The 23208-nt window shown below is 58.8% G+C and carries 20 protein-coding genes; 14 read left to right on the forward strand and 6 right to left on the reverse strand.

Annotation, left to right across the window (positions count from 1 at the left end; genetic code table 11):
* Positions 1-23 precede the first annotated feature (23 nt).
* From ASE07_RS25915 to ASE07_RS25925, 4 genes are read right to left on the reverse strand one after another with little or no spacing between them, the layout of a single operon-like run.
* Positions 24-371 (reverse strand): hypothetical protein, encoded by a 348-nt coding sequence (locus ASE07_RS25915; RefSeq protein ID WP_057293693.1) that lies wholly within the window; start codon positions 369-371, stop codon positions 24-26.
* A 5-nt stretch (positions 372-376) separates the two neighbouring features.
* On the reverse strand, positions 377-2914 hold the full coding sequence (locus tag ASE07_RS25920; protein ID WP_057293694.1) for a cbb3-type cytochrome c oxidase subunit I: 2538 nt from the start codon (positions 2912-2914) through the stop codon (positions 377-379).
* Between the two features lie 19 nt (positions 2915-2933).
* Positions 2934-3056 (reverse strand): hypothetical protein, encoded by a 123-nt coding sequence (locus ASE07_RS30455; protein ID WP_268793472.1) that lies wholly within the window; start codon positions 3054-3056, stop codon positions 2934-2936.
* Positions 3053-4045, reverse strand: a complete 993-nt coding sequence (locus ASE07_RS25925) for a cytochrome c oxidase subunit II (protein ID WP_082584509.1) — start codon at positions 4043-4045, stop codon at positions 3053-3055. The genes ASE07_RS30455 and ASE07_RS25925 overlap by 4 nt, the downstream gene beginning before the upstream one ends.
* Positions 4046-4425: 380 nt before the next feature.
* On the opposite strand from ASE07_RS25925, the gene ASE07_RS25930 reads away from it, so the two are divergent.
* Genes ASE07_RS25930 through ASE07_RS25940 form a run of 3 tightly spaced genes read left to right on the forward strand, consistent with a single transcriptional unit; the run spans position 4426 to position 6590 of the window.
* Entirely contained in the window at positions 4426-5334 is a 909-nt protein-coding gene (locus tag ASE07_RS25930) for a cytochrome c oxidase assembly protein (protein WP_057293695.1), read from the forward strand.
* Complete coding sequence (locus ASE07_RS25935; protein WP_057293696.1) at positions 5331-5711, forward strand: c-type cytochrome; 381 nt, start codon at positions 5331-5333, stop codon at positions 5709-5711. Before ASE07_RS25930 ends, ASE07_RS25935 begins: the two co-directional genes overlap by 4 nt.
* Positions 5712-5732: 21 nt before the next feature.
* The gene (locus ASE07_RS25940; RefSeq protein ID WP_057293697.1) at positions 5733-6590 is read left to right on the forward strand and encodes a c-type cytochrome; all 858 of its coding nucleotides are present in this window, start codon (positions 5733-5735) and stop codon (positions 6588-6590) included.
* Positions 6591-6635: 45 nt separating this feature from the next.
* On the opposite strand, the gene ASE07_RS25945 is transcribed toward ASE07_RS25940, so the two are convergent.
* Entirely contained in the window at positions 6636-7544 is a 909-nt protein-coding gene (locus ASE07_RS25945) for a response regulator transcription factor (RefSeq protein ID WP_057293698.1), read from the reverse strand.
* Positions 7519-10920, reverse strand: coding sequence for a hybrid sensor histidine kinase/response regulator (locus ASE07_RS25950; protein WP_057293699.1), 3402 nt, complete (start codon positions 10918-10920; stop codon positions 7519-7521). The genes ASE07_RS25945 and ASE07_RS25950 overlap by 26 nt, the downstream gene beginning before the upstream one ends.
* A 234-nt stretch (positions 10921-11154) precedes the next feature.
* Here ASE07_RS25950 and urtA point away from each other — a divergent pair, with 234 nt between their 5' ends.
* From urtA to ASE07_RS26005, 11 genes are all read left to right on the forward strand, one after another.
* A complete protein-coding gene (gene urtA / locus ASE07_RS25955; RefSeq protein WP_057293700.1) occupies positions 11155-12429 on the forward strand; it encodes an urea ABC transporter substrate-binding protein in 1275 nt (424 codons plus the stop codon).
* A gap of 92 nt (positions 12430-12521) precedes the next feature.
* Entirely contained in the window at positions 12522-13436 is a 915-nt protein-coding gene (gene urtB / locus ASE07_RS25960) for an urea ABC transporter permease subunit UrtB (protein WP_057293776.1), read from the forward strand.
* 37 nt (positions 13437-13473) lie between these two features.
* Entirely contained in the window at positions 13474-14682 is a 1209-nt protein-coding gene (urtC, locus tag ASE07_RS25965; protein ID WP_057293701.1) for an urea ABC transporter permease subunit UrtC, read from the forward strand.
* A 32-nt stretch (positions 14683-14714) separates the two neighbouring features.
* Complete coding sequence (urtD, locus tag ASE07_RS25970; RefSeq protein WP_057293702.1) at positions 14715-15458, forward strand: urea ABC transporter ATP-binding protein UrtD; 744 nt, start codon at positions 14715-14717, stop codon at positions 15456-15458.
* A gap of 17 nt (positions 15459-15475) precedes the next feature.
* Positions 15476-16165 (forward strand): urea ABC transporter ATP-binding subunit UrtE, encoded by a 690-nt coding sequence (gene urtE / locus ASE07_RS25975; RefSeq protein WP_057293703.1) that lies wholly within the window; start codon positions 15476-15478, stop codon positions 16163-16165.
* 45 nt (positions 16166-16210) lie between these two features.
* Positions 16211-17443, forward strand: coding sequence for a formamidase (gene fmdA / locus ASE07_RS25980; protein ID WP_057293704.1), 1233 nt, complete (start codon positions 16211-16213; stop codon positions 17441-17443).
* Positions 17444-17457: 14 nt separating this feature from the next.
* The gene (locus ASE07_RS25985; RefSeq protein WP_057293705.1) at positions 17458-17808 is read left to right on the forward strand and encodes an FmdB family zinc ribbon protein; all 351 of its coding nucleotides are present in this window, start codon (positions 17458-17460) and stop codon (positions 17806-17808) included.
* A gap of 44 nt (positions 17809-17852) precedes the next feature.
* Entirely contained in the window at positions 17853-18893 is a 1041-nt protein-coding gene (locus ASE07_RS25990) for an aliphatic amidase (protein ID WP_057293706.1), read from the forward strand.
* Positions 18890-19720: a CbbQ/NirQ/NorQ/GpvN family protein gene (locus ASE07_RS25995; RefSeq protein WP_057293707.1), complete on the forward strand. Its 831-nt coding sequence runs from the start codon at positions 18890-18892 to the stop codon at positions 19718-19720. Before ASE07_RS25990 ends, ASE07_RS25995 begins: the two co-directional genes overlap by 4 nt.
* A 21-nt stretch (positions 19721-19741) precedes the next feature.
* A complete protein-coding gene (locus ASE07_RS26000; protein WP_057293708.1) occupies positions 19742-21403 on the forward strand; it encodes a nitric oxide reductase activation protein NorD in 1662 nt (553 codons plus the stop codon).
* A 489-nt stretch (positions 21404-21892) separates the two neighbouring features.
* Positions 21893-23194 carry an efflux RND transporter periplasmic adaptor subunit gene (locus ASE07_RS26005; protein ID WP_082584496.1) on the forward strand — a complete coding sequence of 434 codons (1302 nt, stop codon included), beginning with the start codon at positions 21893-21895 and terminating at the stop codon, positions 23192-23194.
* Positions 23195-23208: the final 14 nt, after the last annotated feature.

Consider the following 23208-nt stretch of genomic DNA (forward strand, 5'->3'; position numbering starts at 1 on the left):
GTCTTATCGCCGTTCGAGGATACTCAGTTGCAGGCAGGGATGAACAGAATCGGCAGCGTTTCCCATAGTATGGCGATGATCGACAGCAAACCGAGCCCTGCGGCCATCCATGGGGTAAATCCGGCGTGTCCCGCATGAGCCTGTTGCCTGCGCGTGCGCAGGACGATGGCGCCAATCGTTGCCATCGCCACCACAGATGCCATGAGCGTACACCAGTCGGCCGCATGCAGGCCGAACCACTGAAGCCGTGCGGCGGCCGGCCGGGCGCAGATCACGCCGGTCGCCCCATAGATTGCCAGGAAATGCACAACCCATATGATGGGCCCCGAAAAGATCAGCAGAAAACTGCGTGTGAAATGGGAGGAGTGCATGACGATTAGCCGACGAGACGCGGGAAAGAATGAACGAGCGCCAGTCCGATCACGCCCTGCGCTACCGTGTAATACCAGAACACCATTGTGTTATCGAAGGTGACGCGCCGCTCGGCAGAGAGAAGGCCGCATAGCGAACGTGCCGCGGTGTAGAGGCCCATGAACGCCATGACCACCACAAAGACCCCCTGCAAACCGATGATAGTGTAGACCGCTGCGCCATAAGCATGATCCTGGGGGCGCAGGCCGGTCTGCCACTGTCCATACAGGTCAGCACCGAACGCCGCAGTCAGCAGAACGACGCCGAGCGTCAGTTCGATGCGCAGTGGCCATTGGCGGCCGCTCTTCAGACCGTGGCTGGAATGAGCTACGAGGCCCGCACTTACTAGCAGCAGTGCTGCGGCGATCGAGGGCCACATCGGCGACGGCAGTTGTGCCGCCGACGGCCATACATCGGACGATACTGTCCAGAGGAAAAGATAGGTGAACAGCAGCGACCCGAAGATCGAGCCCGATACCATGATCAGGATGATCATGGCCCACCATGAATGTGACGATGATCCGGTGTCATAGACCGGCAGGCATAGTCCGCCGCCGATGGCGACCGGCGGGTGTGTCGGTCCGGGATCGGTTTCCCATAGCCACCACAGCACCATCACGATGGCGAGTATCCCGCAGGCGAAGGCCGGCATGACCAGCTTGACCGTCAGTAGCAGAAAAAATCCGGCAGTGCCGAAGGCGGCGAGTACCGGCGGCCAGCTTGGCCCAGGCATTTGCAGTACGTATTGCGGTTTGGCGTCGATGGGGCTGGTGATGATGGTTTCGCGTCCACCGGTCGCCGTGTTCGGCAGGTAATAGCGCCCGGCATCCACATCATCGGCAAGGCCCGGTTGGTCCCAGAGCGGTTCGCGGCTGGTGATGATTGGCACGCTACGCATGCCGTAATTGTCGTTCGGCAGCCATTCGAGCGTGCCGGCATTCCAGATGTTGCCTGCATTTTTCCCGCCGGTGGGACGGAAGTTGCGGGCAAGATCGATCAGGAATACCAGCACGCCGGCGGCAATCATGAAAGCACCGATGGTCGACACCATATTGAGCGGCCCCCAGCCGAGGGATTCCGAATAGGTATAGACCCGCCGGGGCATGCCAGCGAGCCCCGTGATGTGCATCGGGAAGAAGGCAATGTTGAAGCCAACGAAGAGCAGACCGAATGCCCAGCGGCCAAGCCGTTCCGACAATGCTCTGGTGCTGACGAAAGGCGCCCAGTAGTAGAACGCTGCGAACAGCGGGAACACCATGCCGCCGAACAGTACGTAGTGAAGGTGGGCGACGATGAAATAAGTGTCATGCGCCTGCCAATCGAAAGGGACTACCGCCACCATGACCCCGGTGAGGCCACCGAGCACGAAGATGAAGAAGAAGCCGAGGATGAACAGCATCGGCACTTTCAGCGGCCGCAGCTTGACCGCGGCGGCGATGGTAGCGATCCAGGCGAATACCTGGATGCCGCTGGGGATGGTGACGGCCATGCTGGCGGCAGAAAAGAAACTTAATGAAAGCTGCGGGATGCCAGTGGCGAACATATGGTGCACCCACAGGCCGAAACTGAGGAAGCCGGTACCCACGAGCGCCAGGACAATCAGCCTGTGGCCGAACAGCGGCTTGCCGACCATGGTCGGGATGATCATTGATACCATGCCGGCCGCCGGCAGGAAGATGATATAGACCTCGGGGTGACCGAAGAACCAGAACAGATGTTGCCATAGCAGGGGATCGCCGCCGCGTTCGGCGATGAAGAAAGGCATGTCGAAGGCGCGTTCGAGCTCCAGCAATGCCGTGCCCAGGATGACGGCGGGGAAGGCGAAGATGATCATGCCCGCCAGAACCAGCATGGCCCAGGCGTAAATCGGCATCTTGTCGAGCGTCATGCCCGGCGCGCGGGTGCGCAGGATGCCGACAGCGATCTCGATGGCGCCGGCGATGGCGGAGATTTCAATGAAGCCGATGCCCAGCAGCCAGAAGTCGGCATTGACGCCGGGCGAGTATTTCGTGCTGGTCAGCGGCGGATACATGAACCACCCGCCGTCCGGCGCCAATCCGAAGAACAGGCTGCAAAAAAAAGCAAGTCCTCCCACCGCGTAAGCCCAGAATGCATAGGCGCTCAAACGTGGAAAAGGCAAATCCCGCGCGCCCAGCATGTTGGGCAGCAGCAGGACGCCCATGGCTTCTACGGCAGGCACGGCAAACAGGAACATCATGACGGTGCCATGCATCGTGAAGAACTGGTTGTAGACGCTGTAGCCGATGAATTCATTGTCCGGGACTGCGAGCTGGGTGCGCATCAGCAGTGCGAGGATGCCGGCCAGCAGGAAAAACAGAAAAGCGGTGCCGATGTAGAACAGGCCGATATAGGTGTTATTGACGACGGTGAGAAAGCGCAGGCCGGATGGCGGCCGCCACACCTTTTGCAACTGCTCGAGTTCGCCTTGCGGCCGTGGCAAAGTGTTGGGCAGTGCGGAGACGTTGTTCGGGTTGTCGGTCATGGGTTCCATCATGATTCGGCTATGTCAGCTGATACGGCAGGACAAGGCAGCCGCCATAGCTGGCGAGGATGGCTTTTTGCATTGCCACGCCGCCGAGCAGAATCAATCCGATAAAGTCGAGCAAAGCCATCAATGACGTCATTTCAGGCTATCCATGTATTGGGCGACATAGCGCAAGCCTTCGCCGGACAAGTCGTTGAATGAGGGCATCTGGTTGCCCGGCTTGATGTGCTGGCTGCCGGCGATCCATCCGGCGAACGCGCCGACGTTGTTGGGCAGTGTGCCTGCGGCGATGGAATACCGACTACCCACATGAGTCAGGTCCGGTCCCAGTTTTCCGGCCGCTTGCGTGCCGCGGATGGTGTGACACTGCGCACAGGCATGCATGAAGTATTGCTTGCCGGCCTGCAGCGATGCCTCGACGGGCTCGCGCGCCGGCTGTGTCTGGGCAGCGAGCCAGGATGCATAGTCCCGAGGCGGAAGAGCGATCACATGCAGCGCCATGTTGGCATGCTGCACGCCGCAGTATTCGGCGCACTGCCCGCGGAATATGCCGGGCTGATCCGCCTGGATGCGCAGGCGGTTGACATGACCCGGTATCGTATCCATCTTTCCTGCGAGATTCGGCACCCAGAAGCTGTGGATCACATTGTCGGAACGGACAAGAAACTCAACGGATTGGCCGGCAGGTATCCGAACGTCGTTCGCGGTTTCAACGATGACCTTGCCTTGCGGATCCAGATATCTCACGCGCCACCACCAGAGCTCTCCCGTGATCTCGATGCGTGCCGCCGGTGCCTCATCGGCGCGTACCATGCCGGCGGCAGCCATGAAGGTATAGACCAGCAGCATCGACAGGACCGCGATCGGGAAGACAATGCCGCCGCCGATCATCAGCGTGCGGCGTCCGATATAGTTTCGCATGCGCGCTGGCCCGAAGAGCGCGATGTACAACAGCAGCATCACGCCCAGAAAAATCATGCCGCCGCCGATGAACAGCACCGTGCCGATTTCCGCAATTTGTGCAGCCTGGCCACCCTTGGGCGTCATGGCGGATTGGATGCCCGACTGTGCGGCCTGAGATCGGGCTGCAAGCAATGCGGCGGCAATTGTTACGATCGGGTGTGGCATGGGCGATGTCGGGGTAAGCAAATGGGCCGGTTCATCGTTGGCACCGGCATGATGGCTGCGATTCTGCGGCGCAGTGTTAACAAGGCGGCGTAGCACATTGCATACCAGTCAACATGGCGCCGTGTGATACGGCTTAGCGTTGACGATCCGGCGATGTCTATAGCGATGTCTATAGATTTGACTTATCTCTTTACAATCTCCGGTAAAAACTTTACAGGAATGTATTGAAAGGAAGGGCCCGAGAGTCCGTTCCTATCGTTGACAGTTCGCTGCCGGCGTTGCCGCCACAACGGTATTCGCATGATTTTTCGTGCGGCGACAAAAGACTGGCAGAGATATTGCAACTGGCTGTGGGAAAAATTAAAGATTCCAGAGCTTCCATGCCCCGCATTCCCGGCCGCGCCTCCCTGATGACTGCCGTGTTGGCATTGCATGCATTGCCGGCGGCGGCGCATGCGCCTGGTGCCGAAGCTGGTCATGCAGCGCCCAGTGCCTGGAGCGCCGAGCCGTGGATCGTTGCCAGCTTTCTGCTGGCCCTCATGCTGTATGCCGGCGGCGGCCTCCGCTTGCGGAAAAGAACGCGGCAGGGACGTGACGGTCTCCGGCGCGGTGCCGCCTGGTTCCTGTCCGGCATGGCTGTGCTTGCCGCAGCCTTGCTCTCGCCCATCGATACGCTCGGCGCCGAACTGTTTTCCATGCACATGGTCCAGCATGAACTCATGATGCTGGTCGCTGCGCCGCTGATCGTGGCCGGCAGGCCGCTAGCCGTCTTCATGTGGGCTTTTCCGTCCGGCACGCGCAAGCGTCTCGGTATATGGATCAACAGCGACGCAGTGCGTTCTGGATGGCGCTGCCTGCATGCGCCGCTGGTCGCCTGGGCACTGCATGCGGTCATTCTATGGGCATGGCACTTTCCCGCATTGTTCCTGGCAAGTCTCGCCAGCGATGCAATGCATGCCCTGCAGCACTTCAGCTTTCTGGCATCGGCCTTGCTGTTCTGGTCTGCGTTGTTCACTTCGCGCTCCCAGGCTCATCAGGGGGGCGCCGTTCTTTACCTACTGTCGACGGCGATTCATACCGGCATCCTCGGCGCGCTGCTGACCTTTTCGCAACGTGTCTGGTATCCGGCATATCTCGATACAACCGAACACTGGGGTTTGACGCCATTGGAGGATCAGCAATTGGGAGGACTGATCATGTGGGTGCCGGCAGGATTCATTTTCGTCGCCGCCGGCGTTTTCTTCGCCGCGATGGCGATTCGACCCGAACAAGGGCAGTGGACGAGATGAAGACTTCACGCCTGTCGGCCATGGTGGCGCCTGTCTGCCTGTTGCTTCTGACAGCCTGCAGCGAAACGTCGCATCAACCGGTAATAGTAATAGCAGGTGCGGATCCGGCTCGCGGCAGGGAGGCGATCGTGCGCTATGGATGTGTGGCGTGCCATGCGATTCCCGGCATCGGCAATCCTGGCAGCAACGTCGGGCCGCCGCTGCGCCAGTTCGCCAGGCGTGCTTATGTCGGCGGTGTGGTGCCGAACATGCCGACCGACCTGGTGGCATGGCTGATCGATCCACCGGCGATCGATCCGCGCACCGCCATGCCGAACATGGGCGTGACGCAAGCCGATGCCAGGGATATCGCCGCCTACCTCTATACGCTGCAATAGCGGAAAAGACGCGACTACCCCATGAAGATCAGGATCAGGACTCTTGCCATCATTGTGCTGCTTGCCGGCATGTTGGGCGTTGTGTTTGTGTATGGCGGACTATATAACGTGGCTGCCACAGAACAGCATACGGAACCGATGTATCGATTGCTCGATTATGCGATGCAGCGCTCGGTCAAGCGCCGCACCGCTTCCATGGAAGTTCCCGACCTGAAGCAACAGCAAAGGCTGAGGAATGGTTTGGTACTTTACCGCCGCAACTGCGTGCAATGCCATGGCGCACCCGGCGTGTCTCCGGACGCATTCGGCATGGGCATGCTGCCAGTGCCGGCGAACCTGGTCGCCACCGGCCGGGAATGGGAACCCGCCGCGATGTTCTGGGTAGTCAAGCATGGCATCCGGATGAGCGGCATGCCTGCGTGGCAATACAGGATGAGCGATGAGGAGATCTGGGATGTGGTTGCTTTCGTGAAGCAGCTCACGACACTGTCGCCGGGGGAGTATGCGGCATTGAGCAGGCAGACGCCCGATGCTTCGGGCCAGCCCGCCGTACCGGCAGCGCCCTCGGCGGCAGTCCCCGATATATCGCTCGGCAATGCGCAAGCCGGCGCCAGGGCGCTCCAGCAGCACCTGTGCGTGACTTGCCATTTGATTCCGGGCATCACCGGTGCCAGCCGGCATGTCGGTCCGCCGCTTAACGGTATTGCTACGCGGACCTATATTGCGGGGATACTGCCCAATACGCCGGGGAACCTGATCCACTGGATTCGCAATCCCACCAGCGTGGATCCGCTGTCAGCCATGCCGAATCTCGGCGTCAGCGAACAGGATGCGCGGGACATGGCAGCCTATCTATACACATTGAAAGACATTGAATAGCACATGCGCGCCATGGTTTCTTCTGTTGCAGACAGACGGTCAGCTTCAGTCGGAATAATGCATCCGGCTAGCGAGTGCGGCGGCCGCAGCGCGTGTCTCTACCCCCAGCTTCACGAAAATATGTTCCAGATGCTTGTTCACCGTGCGTGGGCTCATGCCGAGTATGTCCGCAATGTCGCGGTTAGTTTTGCCTTTGGCCAGCCAGGACAGAACCTCGGTTTCGCGAGGGGTGAGTACGGCGTCAGGCAACCGCATGGCGTCGCTGGGGGCTTGGGCTCCGACTTCGCGAATAAGGAACATCGTTTCACCGAACTCCGCCTGACCGATGCGCTGGGCCTGGATTGCCCTGCCACCCGGCAAGGGTTTTGTTGCGTACCCGGAGGTGTCGTTCCGCAGCCATGTTGCGGATGCATCGGCTTCCCCGGTACACGGAAATGCATTTTTAAGAAAATGGTCAGCTCGCGGCGAGCACCAGGAGATGCGCTGCTGCCGGTCGAGCAGCACGATGCCCATCCCGGCGATGTCCACCGCCTGCCGTGCTAGACGGGCAGCATTTGCATTGCGTATGTGGGCAGCCACGCGTACCAGCACCTCCGGAATCTTGATTGGCTTGACGACATAATCGACGCCGCCACAGGAGAACGCATGGACGATCTGTTCCGTCTCGCTCAGCCCGGTCATGAAGATCACCGGCACATGCGCCCAGGTAGGCTCCTGTTTGATGTGCTGGCATAAGTCAAAACCGTTCATGTTGGGCATGATGGCATCCAGCAGCACGGCATCCGGTAGCGTCATCTCGAACCGCTGCAATGCCTCAGCCGCGTCTCGCGCTACCAGGACGGAATAACCCTCCGTGGTCAGCGCGTCGCATAGCATGTTGAGTGATCCGAGATCGTCATCAACGACAAGGACGACCCCCGCATTGCTTTCAGGACCGGGCATCTTCGCGCTCATCGTCTATTTCCTTCAGTAGTGTCACTATTGACTCGAAATCGAAACGTTCCGCCATGCGCTGCAGCACTTCGATTTCGGCACGCATGAGAGGCTGCTCGGCAGCCGCAGTCCGCAGGCGCTGACGCAATCCGCTTCCATGACCTATCCGGGCCAGGTGGAATAATTCCTGCCGGAGCATGGCAGGCAAATGGATCGCTTGTGACCATTGCGCGCCGTTTGCCAATCCGTCAAGCTGGAGGGAGCAATGGGTCTCGCGTACCCACTGTATCCGCAATGTCCGAGCCAGGATATCGAGCAGCTCGGACTCCACGACGGGCTTGCCCACGAAGCCCTGGCATTGCGTTTCCTCCAGCATGGACGCGCTGTTCTCAAACAGATCGGCGGAAATAATCACGATAGGCACTTGCACGTTCGCGCCGCGCAGCGCGCGCGCAGTCTGCCAGCCATCCATGTCGCCCATGTTTAGGTCCATGAGAATGATGTCGGAAGAGATTTGCGTCATCAACTCAAGGCACTCGCGCCCACTCGCAGCCTCTCTGACGGTAAAGCCGAGCGGCATCAGCAGGCTTGCAAGCAGCTGGCGCTGAATCAGTTGGTCGTCCACGATCAACATCGTTAGGCGCGGTCCGTGATAGCCGACAACGGTTTGCAGGCCGTGTGCCGCGGCTTGCTTCTGCTCCGAGCCGGCCTGTATCTCGCTTAAATGCAGGCGCACGGTAAAGGTGCTGCCGCGCCCCGGTGCGCTATCCAGGATCAGTTCCCCGCCCATGAGCCCGGTGATCAGATGGGTAATGGTCAACCCGAGCCCGGTTCCGGATTCGCTCGACCGCCGTCCGGCCGGTCCGCGCTCGAAAGGTAGAAAAATGCGTTCCTGGTCTTCGGGCGCAATGCCGATGCCGGTGTCCTGCACTTCGAAGCGGATGACGTCGTGGCGGCAATCGACACGGAACACGATCTCGCCTTCCTCGGTGTAACGCACCGCATTGGCCAGAAGGTTAATCAGAATCTGCCGCAGACGCTTGGCATCCGCGCGCACCCACCGAGGTACCCGTCCCTGCGTTTGGAGTGTGAAACGCAAACCCTTGGCTTCTGCCTGCGGTTGCACCATCCTCGCCACCTGGGAAAGAAATTCCGGAAAGGGCAGGGCGGCGAGATCCAGTCGCAGACGACCTGCTTCAATGCGTGTCAGGTCGAGCAGTCCATCGATCAAGCCATGCATGTGCTGGCCACTGTGATGAATGGTGTTGACTGCATCGCGCACATCCGGCAGCAGGTCGGTGCGCCTACGCAGAATTTGTGCATAGCCGAGAATGCTGTTTAGCGGCGTGCGCAATTCATGGGTGATGCCTGCGACATAACGCGTCTTGGCCTGGCTTGCGGCTTCGGCCAATTCCTTGGCCTGCTGCAGCGAACTGTCGGTGCGCTGGTGGGCATCGATTTCCTGTTGCAGCAACTGGTTCTGGCGTTCGGATTCATCATGGGCGATCCGCCGGCTTTCATTCGCCAGAACTACCCACCAGGCACAGGCAGCTGCTACCACTGCCAGGAGTAAGAAGAGCTTGATGAACAGTGTTGCCAGACCAGCCGGTGGGCCTTCCAGCGGTTCGCCGATAAAAACTACGCTGAGGACAAAGGCAATCACGATGCAGAGCGACAGAAAAACCGTAAAGTACTGTGCGACCCGGAAATTGAAGCGTTTGTGCAAGCGGCGCGGCAGCATCTTCGCGGCGAGTTGCAACATTTGTTCTGCCGCCCGTGAACCGGTCTTGCAGCGGTCGTGGCAGCGAGATTCGAGGGAGCAGCACAAAGAGCAGATGGGGCCGCCGTAAGAAGGGCAGGATGCCATATCTACAGCCTCGAACTGGTTGTGGCAGACGACGCAGCGCACGGTATCGGTTGGCCTCCATGCGGAAACATCCACCCGCGCCAGATAATAGCGGCCACCGGTCCACCAGGCGAGTAAGGGGGACGTGACCACCGCGGTAATCAGTGCGAGGAAAGGGGCAAATGCCGCCGCAGATTCTCCCCATAACCCGGAATGCGCGAGACAGCCGACTGCGGTGGCGAGCAGCATCGCACCTAAACCCACGGGATTGATGTCGTACAGATAGGCGCGCCGGAATTCGATATGGCGCGGACTAAGCCCGAGCGGCTTGTTGATCACCAGGTCGGCAAGCAACGCGCCGACCCAGGCAATCGCCACGTTGGCATACAGGCCAAGTACCTTCTCCAGGGCGCTGAATACGCCGAGCGTCATCAAAAGCATGGCGATGACGACATTGAAGACCAGCCACACTACGCGCCCGGGATGACTGCGGGTGAGTCGGGAAAAGAAATTGGACCAGGCTATGGAGCCGGCATAAGCATTGGTGACATTGATTTTTACCTGGGAAATAACAACGAACGCAACGGTTACGGCAACGGCCGCCAGCGGCGAAGAGAGTATGCGTTCAAAGACGTTCAGATATAACCAGGTTGGCTCGGCGGCGTGACTTATATGGCCGCCCGATTGCAGGGCGACATAGGCAAGGAAGGCACCGGCCAGCATTTTCAGCATGCCCGGTACGATCCATCCTGGGCCGGCGAGCACCACGGCGAACCACCAGCGCATGCGGTTCTTCCGGGTGCGCTCGGGCATGAAGCGCAGGTAATCCACCTGCTCGCCGATCTGTACCACCAGCGAAAAGGCGACCGTGGTCGCTGCGCCAAACATCAATGGATCAAAGCGGCTGCTCCCGGACTGAAAGCCGGCCATGGTCGTAAATCCGATAAACAGGTCCGGTTCATTCAACGACAGCCAGAGAAAAGGCCAAAGAAGCAAAGCAGCCCAGATACCTTGCGTCCAAGCTTGAAGCCGGGAGATGAAGGTAATTCCATGCAGGACCAATGGAATGACAACCAGCGCGGAAATAACGTAGCACCAGAAGATCGGCCAGCCGATCGCCATCTGAAGTGCCAGGGCCATGATCGCGGCTTCCAGCGCAAAAAAGATGAACGTGAAGGAGGCGTAAATCAGCGATGTGACGGTCGATCCGAGATAGCCGAATCCGGCGCCGCGCGTGAGCAGATCCATGTCTAGCCCAGTGCGGGCTGCGTACACGGCGATCGGAAACGCGGTCAGAAAAATTACCGCACTGACCACCAGTATTGCCCAGAGCGCGTTCGAGAAGCCATATTTAAGTGCGATGGCTGCACCAATAGCTTCCAGAGCCAGGAACGAAATCGCGCCGAGGGCGGTATTGGCGACGCGCATTTCGCTCCATTTGCGTGCGCTATGCGGTGTATAGCGGAGCGCGTAATCCTCCAACGTCTCGTTGGCGACCCAGGTGTTGTAGTCACGCCGTATGCGAAAGATCGTTTGCGGCCGGGGTTCCATCAAGCGTCCTTATTGTCTTTATACCCATCGGGCAGGTGCAAGAAGTATGCCGCTTTGCTGCGATGCAGCGTGTACGTTATTTGACGTATTTGCCGCACCCGCAGCAAACCGTAATCTTCATTCCGCAGCCTACGTGAACAAGTTATTCACAGCACATGCAGCACACGCAGCACACGCAGCACACGCAGCACACCAACAACATTGCCTTAGCCTTCTCACTCGTCGGAGCACACCATGAAAGAAAAGAACCCGTCCCCCACCGATGCTACTGTCACTGGCTTCGATATCAAGCGCCGCCGCATTCTGCAGGGCCTGGGGGCCGCCTCGCTTTCCGGCTTGCCGGGCCTGTCGTTTGCGCAGCAATTCCCCACTGCGAAGGTGAACACCACCAAGCTCGCCGTGACCGATTCCGAAGTGGTGGTCGGCCAGTTGCATTCGGCCTCGGGCACCATGGCGATTTCCGAGACAGGCTCGATCCAGGCCGAGCAGCTCGCGATCGATCAGATCAACGCAATGGGGGGCGTACTCGGGCGCAAAATCCGTGTCATCAAGGAGGATGGCGCTTCTGACTGGCCGACCTTCGCGGAAAAATCAAGGAAGCTGCTGGTCAATGACCATGTCGCCGCAGTGTTCGGCTGCTGGACCTCAGCATCGCGCAAGGCCGTGCTGCCAATCTTTGAAAAGGAAAATGGCCTGCTTTACTACCCGACCTTTTATGAAGGTCTGGAGCAGTCGAAGAACGTAATTTACACCGGCCAGGAAGCCACCCAGCAAATCATCTACGGCCTCGATTGGGGCGCCAAGGAAAAGAAGGCGAAAACCTTCTTCCTCGCCGGCTCCGACTATATCTGGCCGCGCACTTCAATGAAGATCGCGCGCAAACATATCGAGAACTTCCAAAAGGGCAAGGTGGTCGGCGAAGAGTATTACCCGCTCGGCAATACTAACTTCAACTCGCTGATCAACAAGATCAAGGTCGCCAAGCCCGATTGCATCTTTGCTGCGGTGGTGGGCGGATCCAATGTCGCCTTCTACAAGCAACTCAAGGCAGCCGGTATCACCGGCGACAAGCAATTCCTGCTGACGCTGTCCGTGACAGAGGATGAAATGCTGGGTGTCGGCGGCGAAAACTTCAACGGTTTCTATTCCTCGATGAAATATTTCCAGACCCTGGAGAACGAGAACAACAAGAAATTCGTTGCAGCTTTCAAGGAAAAGTACGGCCCGAAGTCAGTCATCGGCGACGTCACTCAGGCAGGCTACCTGGGGCCATGGCTGTGGAAGGCCGCAGTCGAGAAGGCCGGCAGCTTCGACGTCGACAAAGTGGTCGCTGCCTCTCCCGACATCGAGCTCAAGACGGCGCCGGAAGGCTATGTCAAGGTCCACAAGAATCATCATCTGTGGAGCAAGTCGCGCATCGCGCAGGGCCAGCCCGACGGCACCTTCAAAGTGGTCGCGGAATCACCCAGCCTGATCGAGCCGAACCCGTTTCCTGCAGGCTATCAATGAGGGGGTAGCCTGAACGCGCCGGTGGCGTGATGGCGCCACCGGCCGTTCTTTGCGGGGCGGTCCCGCGTGCGGTGGATTTTTCGGGGAAGGCAATGGAACTGTCAGATATTCTTAATATAGTTTTAATGCAGGGGTTTGCCGGACTCAGCCTGTTTTCGGTTCTTCTGCTCATGGGTCTAGGACTGGCGATCATTTTCGGCCAGATGGGTGTCATCAACATGGCGCACGGCGAGTTCATGACGATCGGCGCCTATACGATCTATATGTTTTCCACGCTGGTGGAAGCGTATGCGCCCAATCTGATGGCCGTGTATTTTCCCATGGCCATCCTCATTGCCTTTTGCCTTGCCTTCGCTGCGGGCTGGCTGGTGGAGTGGGCGCTGATCCGCCACCTGTACAAGCGCCCGCTGGATACCTTGTTGGCCACCTGGGGCGTGAGCCTAGCGATCCAACAATTGTTCCGTTCGTTCATTGGTCCCAAGGAGGTCAGTCCGACTTTGCCCGACTGGCTGATGGGCTCATGGTCGCCCAGCCCGGGGCTGGATATTCCGATCAACGGTTTGTTCGTGCTGGCCCTGACGACCGTCGTCACCGGCCTGGTTATGCTGGCCTTGTACAAAAGCCGCTGGGGCTTGCGGGTGCGTGCCACGGTCAGCAACCGTATCATGGCCAACGCGGTAGGCATCAATACCCGCAGGACCGATCGCCTGACATTCGCCATCGGTTGTGGCGTGGCAGGCGTCGCCGGAGCGGCATTCACGACGATCGGCTCGACCGGGCCTACCTCCGGATCGCTCTACATTGTAGATGCATTCCTGGTCGTGACCTTTGGCGGTGCGGCAAGTCTGCTGGGCACAGTGGCTTCGGCATTCGGCATCGCGCAGATCCAATCGATTACCGAGTTCTTCATGACCGGATCGATGGCCAAGGTGCTGACCTTGTCCTTGATCGTGGTGATCCTGATGATTCGCCCGCAAGGCCTGTTTGTCTCCAAGGTGCGGCGATGAGTCGACAATTTTTAATCATGACGCATGGAGCATGACGATGCAAAACATTCGTGCACGAATTTCCAATGCACAGCTGGATAGCGTAGTTGCTCTGGCGCTGCTGCTGTTGCTGGTGTTTCCCCTGACGCTGGATAGTTTTCGCCTTAACCTGGTCGGCAAATACCTGACCTATGGTTTCGTGGCGATCGGCCTTGTCATGATCTGGGGCTACGGCGGCATTCTGAGCCTGGGGCAAGGGGTATTCTTCGGCCTCGGCGGATATGCGATGGCGATGTTTCTCAAGCTGGAGGCATCTGATCGGGAAAGCACGAAGATCCAGTCCACGCCCGGCATTCCCGATTTCATGGACTGGAATCAACTGACCGCGCTGCCGGTCTGGTGGAAGCCGTTCGAGCATCTGCCGCTGACATTGATTGCCGTGGTCGCGGTGCCAACCCTGCTGGCATTCCTCATCAGCTACGCCATGTTCAAGCGTCGTGTGGGCGGCGTCTACTTCGCAATCATCACCCAGGCGGTGGCATTGATCCTGACGGTCCTGATCATCGGCCAGCAGGGCTATACCGGCGGCGTCAATGGCATGACCGATCTGAAGACCATGCATGGCTGGGATATCCGCACCGACTCCGCGAAGCTGACCTTGTACTACGTCTGTGCCGTACTGCTTCTGGCGAGCGTGCTGCTATGCCGCTGGATACAGACGAGCCGCTTCGGCACCCTGCTTCTTGCAATGCGTGACAAGGAAGACCGGGTGCGCTTCTCAGGCTACGACGTCGGAATGTTCAAGGTGTTCGTGTTTTGCCTAGGAGCCGCACTGGCGGGGATTGGCGGCGCCATGTTCACCTTGCAGGTCGGCTTCATGTCGCCGTCCTTCGTCGGCATCGTGCCCTCGATCGAAATGGTCATCTACGCTGCGGTCGGCGGCCGCATGAGCCTGGTCGGCGCGGTGGTCGGCGCGCTACTCGTTAACTTCGGCAAAACCTATTTCTCCGAGAGCTTTCCCGACATGTGGCTATTCCTGATGGCAGCGCTGTTCATCGGCGTGACGATGGCTTTCCCGGATGGCCTGGCTGGTTTGATCGAAAACCGCGTCAAACCCTGGCTGAGGCAGCGCAAGCGGGCAACCGCGCCGAGGCCAATGACACCGGTGACGCCGGCTGCCGAATCCGCCCATCCGGCATACGCGCTCCATCAAGCCGATGAGTCCGCGCCGGCACTGCCGAAAGGCATCGGCAGTCAAAATGCATAACGCAGCGTTGCACCCCTGACGAGGAAACAAGCATGAGCAATACCGACTTTGCATTGGCCGTGGAAGACCTGACTGTCTCCTTCGACGGCTTCAAGGCCATCGACAAGCTGACCTTGTATGTCAATCGCGATGAAGTACGCGTGATCATCGGCCCCAACGGCGCGGGCAAGACAACATTGCTTGATCTGATCTGCGGAAAGACTAAGGCCAGCGCCGGCAGCATCAAGTTCAAGAACGAGGAGCTGGTGGGAATGGATGAGCACCTGCGCGTGCGGCGCGGTATCGGCCGCAAGTTCCAGACGCCCTCCATCTATGAAAATCTGACCGTCTTCAAGAACCTGGAAGTGTCTTATCCCACCGGACGCTCGGTATTCGGCGCGCTCGGATTCCGCTGCACCGACGAAGTGCGTGCGCGCATCCAGGCAGTGGCCGACGAAATCGGCCTGTCGCAGCATCTGACCATGGAAGCCGGTCTGCTCTCGCACGGCCAGAAACAGTGGCTTGAGATCGGCATGCTGCTGATGCAGGAGCCTGAACTCCTGATGCTCGACGAGCCGATCGCCGGGATGAGTGCCCGGGAGCGTGAACTGACCGCCGATCTGCTGCGCCGCATTTCAAAGGACCGCGCGGTGATCGTGATCGAGCACGACATGGATTTCGTCAAGCAGATTGCCCACAAGGTAACGGTGATGCACCAAGGGAAGATCCTTGCCGAAGGACCGATGGATGCCGTGCAAAACGATCCAAAGGTCATCGACGTCTATCTCGGCCACTGAAACCAGGGAGAAATTCAATGCTAAGTGTCAAGGACATCTTCGTTGCGTATGGCCAAAGCGAGGCGCTGCATGGCATCTCGTTTGACGGAAAGAAGAGCGAAACGATCGCCATTATGGGACGCAACGGCATGGGCAAGACCACGCTATTCAAAAGCCTGATGGGCATCATGCCGCTCAAATCCGGCCAGATTCATGTGGACGGCGAGGACGTATCGTGTGACGAGAGCTACCAGCGGGTGGCGAAGGGTATCGCCTACGTGCCGCAAGGCCGCATGATCTTTCCGACGTTGAGCGTCGAGGAAAATATTCAAACCGGACTGGAAAATTCGTCGACCCGCAAGATTCCGGAGGAGATTTACGCGCTGTTTCCCGTGCTGTGGGAGATGCGCCGCCGCAAGGGCGGAAATCTTTCCGGGGGCCAGCAACAGCAACTGGCGATTGCACGGGCATTGGTCACCAATCCGAAAGTGCTTTTACTTGACGAACCTACCGAAGGCATTCAGCCCTCAATCATCAAGGACATTGCCAAGGCGCTCAACGAAATACACAAGCTGCGCGAGATCACGATCATTGTTTCCGAGCAGGTCCTGTCCTTCGCGATGGATGTCGCCGACCGGCTGTTTGTTATCGAAAGCGGACGTCTGGTGCATGAAGTGTCGCGCGAAGAGACCGACATCGCTCATATCAGGTCCTATCTCTCAGTTTAAATTGTTTTAACGTCGTTAATTAGCCTTCCCTACAGGAGATGCAACATGCCCGACACCTTAATCAAAGTCGATCTTAAGCAATCCGCTTACGAAAACGAGCAGGTCCATAATCGCTGGCACCCCGATGTGCCGATGGCGTGTTGGGTCAACCCGGGCGATGATTTCATTCTTGAAACCTATGACTGGACCGGCGGCTTCATACAGAACAACGACAGCGCGGACGATGTGCGCGACATTGACCTGTCGATCGTGCATTTCCTGTCCGGTCCAGTTGGCGTCAAGGGTGCAGAACCCGGCGATCTGTTGGTGGTCGACCTGCTCGACATCGGTGCCAAATCCGACAGTCAGTGGGGTTTCAACGGATTCTTCAGCAAGAAGAATGGCGGCGGTTTTCTGACCGACCACTTCCCGCTGGCGCAGAAGTCAATCTGGGACTTCAATGGGATGTTTACCCGCAGCCGCCACATACCGGGCGTCGAGTACGCCGGCCTGATTCACCCTGGACTGATCGGTTGCCTGCCCAGCCAATCCATGCTGGATACCTGGAACGAGCGCGAGAAGGCGTTAATCGCCACCGATCCGGATCGCGTGCCGGGACTTGCCAATCCGCCGTTCGCCGCCACGGCGCATCTCGGCAAACTGGTTGGAGAGGGCCGCGACAAGGCGGCGGCCGAAGGCGCGCGGACCGTGCCTCCGCGCGAGCACGGCGGAAACTGCGATATTAAGGACCTGTCGCGCGGGTCGCGCGTGTTCTTCCCCGTGTATGTCGACGGTGCGGGCTTGAGCGTTGGTGACTTGCACTTCAGTCAGGGCGATGGCGAGATCACCTTTTGCGGCGCGATCGAAATGGCCGGGTGGGTGCACATGCGCGTTACGCTGATCAAGGGCGGCATGGCCAAGTACGGCATCAAAAACCCGATCTTCAAGCCAAGTCCGATTACGCCCAACTACAAGGATTACCTGATCTTCGAAGGTATCTCGGTGGACGAGAGCGGCAAGCAGCATTATCTGGATGTGAATGTCGCTTACCGTCAGGCCTGCCTCAACGCGATCGAGTATCTGAAGAAATTCGGCTATAGCGGAGCCCAGGCCTATTCCATCCTTGGTACAGCACCGGTGCAAGGCCACATCAGCGGTGTCGTCGATGTGCCCAATGCCTGCGCCACCTTATGGTTGCCGACCGAGATATTCGACTTCGATATCAACCCGACTGCGGCCGGGCCGGTCCAGATGCTGGATGGCAGCATCGACATGCCGATTTCCCAAGACGTTATCTAAGGAGAAAAGCCGCCATGCCGACCTATGATTATCACTGCAATCAGTGCGGGCCGTTTGATGCACTGCGCAGCCTGGTGCAGCGTAACGAACCCTGTGCCTGTCCGGTATGCGGCAAGGGCTCCGAACGCACGTTGTTATCCGCTCCGCGGCTGTCGGCCATGGCCAGCGGCGCTCGCGCTGCCCACGAAACCAACGAGCGCTCCGCCCATGCGCCGCTGCAGTCGAAGGACCACGCTGGCCATGGCGCGCGCCGCCATCCGGCTGGTTGCGGTTGCTGCTCGCCTGGCAAGCGTGGCGCGACCGTCATCGCCGGCAACGGCGCCAAGGCGTTTCCAACCAAACGTCCGTGGATGATCAGCCATTGAACATGCGCTGACCGTCTTTAACATACCAACATTGAGGGTTCAGAATGCTGCATGGAGATATATCGAGCAGCCGCGACACAGTGGGCGTTGCGGTCGTTAACTACAAGATGCCGCGCCTGCATACAAAGGCGGAAGTGATCGACAATGCGCGCAAGATCGCCGCGATGGTGGAGGGCATGAAGATCGGCCTGCCAGGGCTGGATCTAGTGATCTTCCCTGAGTACAGCACGCACGGGATCATGTACGACCATCAGGAAATGTATGCGACCGCCGCTACCATTCCGGGTGCGGAAACCGAAATCTTCGCCGAAGCCTGCCGCAAGGCGAAGGTCTGGGGGGTGTTTTCGCTAACGGGCGAACAGCATGAGGACCATCCGAACAAGGCGCCGTACAACACTCTGATTCTGATGAATGATCGCGGCGAGATCGTGCAGAAATACCGCAAGATCATGCCATGGGTCCCGATCGAAGGCTGGTATCCAGGGAACTGCACGTATGTCTCGGACGGCCCGAAGGGTTTGAAGATCAGTCTGATCATTTGCGACGACGGCAATTACCCGGAAATCTGGCGCGATTGCGCGATGAAGGGCGCCGAACTGATCGTGCGTTGTCAGGGCTACATGTATCCGGCCAAAGATCAGCAGGTACTCATGGCGAAGGCAATGGCATGGGCGAACAATTGCTATGTTGCCGTGGCCAATGCGACCGGCTGGGATGGGGTGTATTCCTACTTCGGCCACTCCGCCATCATCGGTTTCGACGGGCGTACTCTCGGCGAATGCGGTGAGGAAGAGCACGGTGTGCAATACGCGGCCCTGAGCACGAGTCTGATCCGCGATTTCCGCAAGAACGGCCAGTCGGAAAACCATTTGTTCAAGCTGCTGCATCGCGGCTATACCGGCAAGATCAATTCGCGCGAGGGCGACAAGGGCGTGGCTGCGTGCCCCTACGAATTCTATGGGAAGTGGATCAACGATCCCGAAGGCACGCAGAAGATGGTGGAGGCATTGACACGATCGACGGTCGGCACCGAAGAATGCCCGATTCCAGGCATTCCCAACCCTGACACGGTATTGCATAAATGACCCTGGCTGCTACCTGCCTGCAAGCGCATCCTCTCGCGGACTGGCTGATACAGGAAAAACCCTGGTATCAGCCGGTCGGTAACGAGGTGCAGGCTTTCGAAGCAGCCCATGCCCATCGCTTGCCGCTGCTGCTCAAGGGGCCAACCGGTTGCGGAAAGTCGCGCTTTGTCCAATACATGGCGTGGTGCCTTGGCAAGCCGTTGATTACGGTGGCATGCCACGACGATCTTGCCGCGCACGATTTAACCGGGCGCTGGCTGCTCGACGCGGATGGAACCCGCTGGAGTGATGGTCCGCTCACCCTGGCTGCACGCTACGGCGCCATTTGTTATTTGGATGAGGTGTTCGAAGCCAGGTCCGACACCATCGTGGCATTGCATCCGCTGGCCGATGCCAGACGCATTCTTCCGCTGGAAAAGCGCGGCGAGGTCGTGCATGCACACGCCGATTTTCACCTGGTCGCTTCCTTCAATCCTGGCTACCAGGCGTTCGGCAAGATGCTCAAGCCTTCCACCCGGCAGCGATTTACCGCGCTCACCTTCGGCTACCCAGATCCTGTGACCGAGAGCCGTATCATTTCACTGGAGGCCGGTATCGATGAAGGCAGCGCGAAGCAACTCGCTGCGCTTGGAGAAAGGACCCGGCGCCTGGTCGGGCAGGGACTGGAGGAAGGCGCTTCCACGCGCATGTTGGTCCATGCCGCCACTTTGATGAAAGCCGGACTGCCGGCCCGATCAGCTTGCATGCAGGCGATCGTCGAACCATTGTCAGAGGACGCGACGCTGTTGAGAGCGCTGCGGGAAATCGTCAGCGCGTCGTTGTATTAATGTGTTCATCTGGATGGCCTCATGCAGGAATCAATGCAAAGCGCTCGCCTGATGGCGTATGCACTGTGGTCGACGGAGTTGCAACTTGTCGCCATGAAGGCCTTCGACAAGTCTGCCATACCAGCAAGGCCGGTACTTGAACGGCAAGTGAATTCGGCATCGACCTTGCATATGCCCGCCAGCGCGGGCTTTCTTGAGGGTGTTTCATGCGGCGCTATCCATGCCGCAGCCGCACATGCCGCCGCGCATATGCGCTTCGGTTCCGGTCACGCGGACGACACGGCGATCAAGCCACTGCATCAGGCGGTCCTTGGTGTGCTTGAGGATGCTCGCGTCGAGTCCTTGGCTATGGAAGAGCTGCCGGGGCTGCGACGCTTATGGCAAGTCTTCCATGAAGAACTGGCCACCGACGACGCCACGCTCGAGGCGCTGCTCCGGCGCCTGACGCGTGCACTCTTTGCCCCGGAATGGAAAGATACCCATCCATGGATTGAAAAGGGCCGGCGCTTGTATCTCGGTGCGCGCAGCCTCGGTTGGGCGGAATTGCGCCAGGCGGCTTCCATCCTGGCCAACGATATCGGGCAGATGCGCGTAGGTTTCGACGCTGTCAACTACCTGGTGCAGCCCGCCTATCGCGATGACAACACGCATCTCTGGCGCATGCCGGAAGGTCGGGCAATCGAATCGCCACAGCCGCTTGATCAACCGGATCCAAGCGAAGAAACGTTTGGCAGTCGAGGTGCAGGATGCCGAGCGGAAGATGACGCAACAGACCTTCGCCTCCTCGGGGTAGTACCGGAGTGGGATCGTCTGATCTCGCGCTACAGGGCGGACTGGTGCAGCTTGCTGGAGGTGCAGCCGTCCGAAGGCAACCCCGCTACGCTCTTTGCACAAATGCAGGCACAGACGGCCTGGATCAACGGACTTGCGCGACGCATTCGTAAAGCGACGTCAATGCAACCGCAGCTGGTACGCGCCAATGCCGGCGGAGATTTCCATGAGACCGCGCTCATTGATGCGGGCATAGCCTTGCGTGCCGGAAGCATGCCTGACGCCGGGATCTATCTCCGCACGGCTGCAACCCATGAGCCCCGGCGGATCGTGTTTATCGTGGATGCATCGGTGTCTACTGTTGGTCCATGCCCGCCATGGCTTGCGCCATCGCGGAGGCGTCTGCTCTACGGCATGGCATTATTAACCGCGCTCGCCTGTGCCGCATTCGAGCAGGCAGGACACGATTGCACAATCCTGGGTTTCAACTCGAACACGCGTCATTGCGTGCGCATCCAGCCGATCAAGAATGAGGAGGAGCCGGTCTCCTCGTCGTCAGTGCTAGCGCGCCTTGTTGGCTTGACGCCGGAGTGGTCCACACGCAGCGGCGCTGCGGTCCGATACGCGATGCAGCTATTGCACGACACCAGCGGCTCCATGATTGTCCTTGTGAGTGATGGGCAACCGCATGACGTCGACATACACGATCCACGTTATCTGCCTGAGGATCTACAACGTGCGGCGCAAGAGGCACGACGACGCGGTGTCACTGTGCTGGGCCTGGAAATAGGGCCGGAGTCGGGGATGGCGCCGGGCGTGAACAAAGCACCTGGCTGGCTGTGCACATGCGCCTCCAGCCTTTCTATGACCGCCGATGCCATTGTTCATGCAATACGTCAGGGTACATATTAGTAAATGCAGCCGATATAATCCCGCTTGACCATGCCAGCGCCGGAAGCGACAGTCAACGGATGGAATCGCGCGCCGTCGACAACGGCAGCATGCAAACCGGTGCAGTTGCCAAGTAACTAACTAGTGACTAACTGGTGGATTACCCTAGCCCAATGTTTTAATTGACCATCGAGCGTACCTGAATGCTACATGCCGCTACATAACGCTACAAAACACATGTTGCGGATATGAACTATGGCCAGTATTCTGAGTCGTTAAATGTGTGGTCGAGCGTGCACTCAGCAACCATGTCAGTCACGCCATAGCCGCAAAACTCGCCGAACGAAGTTGACATTAACTTCTTGAATCAGCAATTGGTTCGCATTTTGAAGTGATGCACATTTAACAAGCAGTGGCTCATGTCTTTCCTTGGTGTTCAAGCTGAGCAGACGAGCAATTCGAACGGAAGACAATATTTTGTAGCCGCCATTCACAGTATCCTTTCCCACAATGAACTTTCAACACGTCCAATCTCCCGTTGGGAGCGCTCTTTTTGATCTCAACGACAGCTTCATTCGCAATTCCAGGGCGTGGATTGCGATCACCATTCTGGTGCTGCTTCTCTGCGCCTGCAACAGCAAGGAACAGGGTGGGGCGCCGGTCGCCAAAGCGCCTCCGGACGTCGGTGTAGTGGTTATGCAAGCGCAAAGCCAGCAACTGGAAACGGTATTGCCTGGTCGAACGCGCTCCTATCTGGCCGCCGAGGTTCGGCCTCAAGTGTCTGGCATCATTCAGAAACGGCTTTTTTTCGAGGGCGACATGGTCCGGCAGAGCCAGCCCTTGTACCAGCTCGATCCGGGACTGCTGCGTGCAGCCGAGGCGAGCGCGGTAGCAGCACTGGCCAAGGCGGAAGCGAGCCAGCGTACGCTCGATGCTACCGTCCGCCGCAATGCCGAACTTGTAAAGATCGATGCGATCAGCAAGCAGGAGTATGAGGAAAGTCAGGCTGCCGCTATCCAGGCCAAGGCTGACGTCGGCATGGCGCGCGCCAATCTCGAGACGGCACGCATCAACTTGCGGTATAGCCGTATCGAAGCTCCCATATCGGGACGCGTAAGCTTGTCGACGGTGACGCCTGGCGCACTGGTGACTGCAAATCAGGCAACGCCACTTACAACCATCGTGCAGCTCGATCCCATGTACGTCGACTTCACCCAGTCCAGCAGCGAGCTGATTCAGCTCAAGCGCGACTGGAAAGCCGGCCGGTACCAGAAAGTTGATGCCGATTTGATGAAGGTACGGATTCGGATGGAGGACGGGACCGAGTATCCGCACGAAGCCAAACTGCGCTTTGCCGGAGTTATCGTCAATGAGACTACTGGCACAGTTACTCTGCGCGCTGAGGTGGCGAATCCTGAGGGAATCCTGATGCCGGGCATGTACGTCCAGGCGCAGCTCCCTACCGGGCTGGCCAGTGATGCACTACTTATTCCCCAGCAGGCCATCACTCGCGATCCGGCCGGACGCGCGAGCGTCATGGTTGTCAAGCAGGACAGCACGATCGAGAAACGAAATATCGAAGTGGCTCGCGCCATCGGAAACAAGTGGCTGCTGGACAGCGGCGTCCGGACGGGAGAGAAGGTTGTTGTGGACGGCTTTCAACGTATCAAACCGGGCGACAAGGTGACAGTCCGGATTGTCGAGATGAATGACAAAGCCAATGTATCGGCTGGCGGCATTTCCGAGCGCGACAATAAAAAGCAGGCGGCTTCCGCGCAGGGGCCGGGTGCCAATGCCTCCATCTACAAATAAGAAGGCAGTAAACC

The organism is Noviherbaspirillum sp. Root189, from assembly GCF_001428545.1.
Taxonomy (GTDB): domain Bacteria; phylum Pseudomonadota; class Gammaproteobacteria; order Burkholderiales; family Burkholderiaceae_D; genus Noviherbaspirillum.

What these genes read in the sequence shown, in the direction of transcription:
- ASE07_RS25915 (WP_057293693.1), bottom strand. Translation starts at nt 371, where the DNA reads ATGCACTCCTCCCATTTCACACGCAGTTTTCTGCTGATCTTTTCGGGG.
- ASE07_RS25920 (WP_057293694.1), bottom strand. Translation starts at nt 2,914, where the DNA reads ATGACCGACAACCCGAACAACGTCTCCGCACTGCCCAACACTTTGCCA.
- ASE07_RS30455 (WP_268793472.1), bottom strand. Translation starts at nt 3,056, where the DNA reads ATGACGTCATTGATGGCTTTGCTCGACTTTATCGGATTGATTCTGCTC.
- ASE07_RS25925 (WP_082584509.1), bottom strand. Translation starts at nt 4,045, where the DNA reads ATGCCACACCCGATCGTAACAATTGCCGCCGCATTGCTTGCAGCCCGA.
- ASE07_RS25930 (WP_057293695.1), top strand. Translation starts at nt 4,426, where the DNA reads ATGCCCCGCATTCCCGGCCGCGCCTCCCTGATGACTGCCGTGTTGGCA.
- ASE07_RS25935 (WP_057293696.1), top strand. Translation starts at nt 5,331, where the DNA reads ATGAAGACTTCACGCCTGTCGGCCATGGTGGCGCCTGTCTGCCTGTTG.
- ASE07_RS25940 (WP_057293697.1), top strand. Translation starts at nt 5,733, where the DNA reads ATGAAGATCAGGATCAGGACTCTTGCCATCATTGTGCTGCTTGCCGGC.
- ASE07_RS25945 (WP_057293698.1), bottom strand. Translation starts at nt 7,544, where the DNA reads ATGAGCGCGAAGATGCCCGGTCCTGAAAGCAATGCGGGGGTCGTCCTT.
- ASE07_RS25950 (WP_057293699.1), bottom strand. Translation starts at nt 10,920, where the DNA reads ATGGAACCCCGGCCGCAAACGATCTTTCGCATACGGCGTGACTACAAC.
- urtA (WP_057293700.1), top strand. Translation starts at nt 11,155, where the DNA reads ATGAAAGAAAAGAACCCGTCCCCCACCGATGCTACTGTCACTGGCTTC.
- urtB (WP_057293776.1), top strand. Translation starts at nt 12,522, where the DNA reads ATGGAACTGTCAGATATTCTTAATATAGTTTTAATGCAGGGGTTTGCC.
- urtC (WP_057293701.1), top strand. Translation starts at nt 13,474, where the DNA reads ATGCAAAACATTCGTGCACGAATTTCCAATGCACAGCTGGATAGCGTA.
- urtD (WP_057293702.1), top strand. Translation starts at nt 14,715, where the DNA reads ATGAGCAATACCGACTTTGCATTGGCCGTGGAAGACCTGACTGTCTCC.
- urtE (WP_057293703.1), top strand. Translation starts at nt 15,476, where the DNA reads ATGCTAAGTGTCAAGGACATCTTCGTTGCGTATGGCCAAAGCGAGGCG.
- fmdA (WP_057293704.1), top strand. Translation starts at nt 16,211, where the DNA reads ATGCCCGACACCTTAATCAAAGTCGATCTTAAGCAATCCGCTTACGAA.
- ASE07_RS25985 (WP_057293705.1), top strand. Translation starts at nt 17,458, where the DNA reads ATGCCGACCTATGATTATCACTGCAATCAGTGCGGGCCGTTTGATGCA.
- ASE07_RS25990 (WP_057293706.1), top strand. Translation starts at nt 17,853, where the DNA reads ATGCTGCATGGAGATATATCGAGCAGCCGCGACACAGTGGGCGTTGCG.
- ASE07_RS25995 (WP_057293707.1), top strand. Translation starts at nt 18,890, where the DNA reads ATGACCCTGGCTGCTACCTGCCTGCAAGCGCATCCTCTCGCGGACTGG.
- ASE07_RS26000 (WP_057293708.1), top strand. Translation starts at nt 19,742, where the DNA reads ATGCAGGAATCAATGCAAAGCGCTCGCCTGATGGCGTATGCACTGTGG.
- ASE07_RS26005 (WP_082584496.1), top strand. Translation starts at nt 21,893, where the DNA reads ATGAACTTTCAACACGTCCAATCTCCCGTTGGGAGCGCTCTTTTTGAT.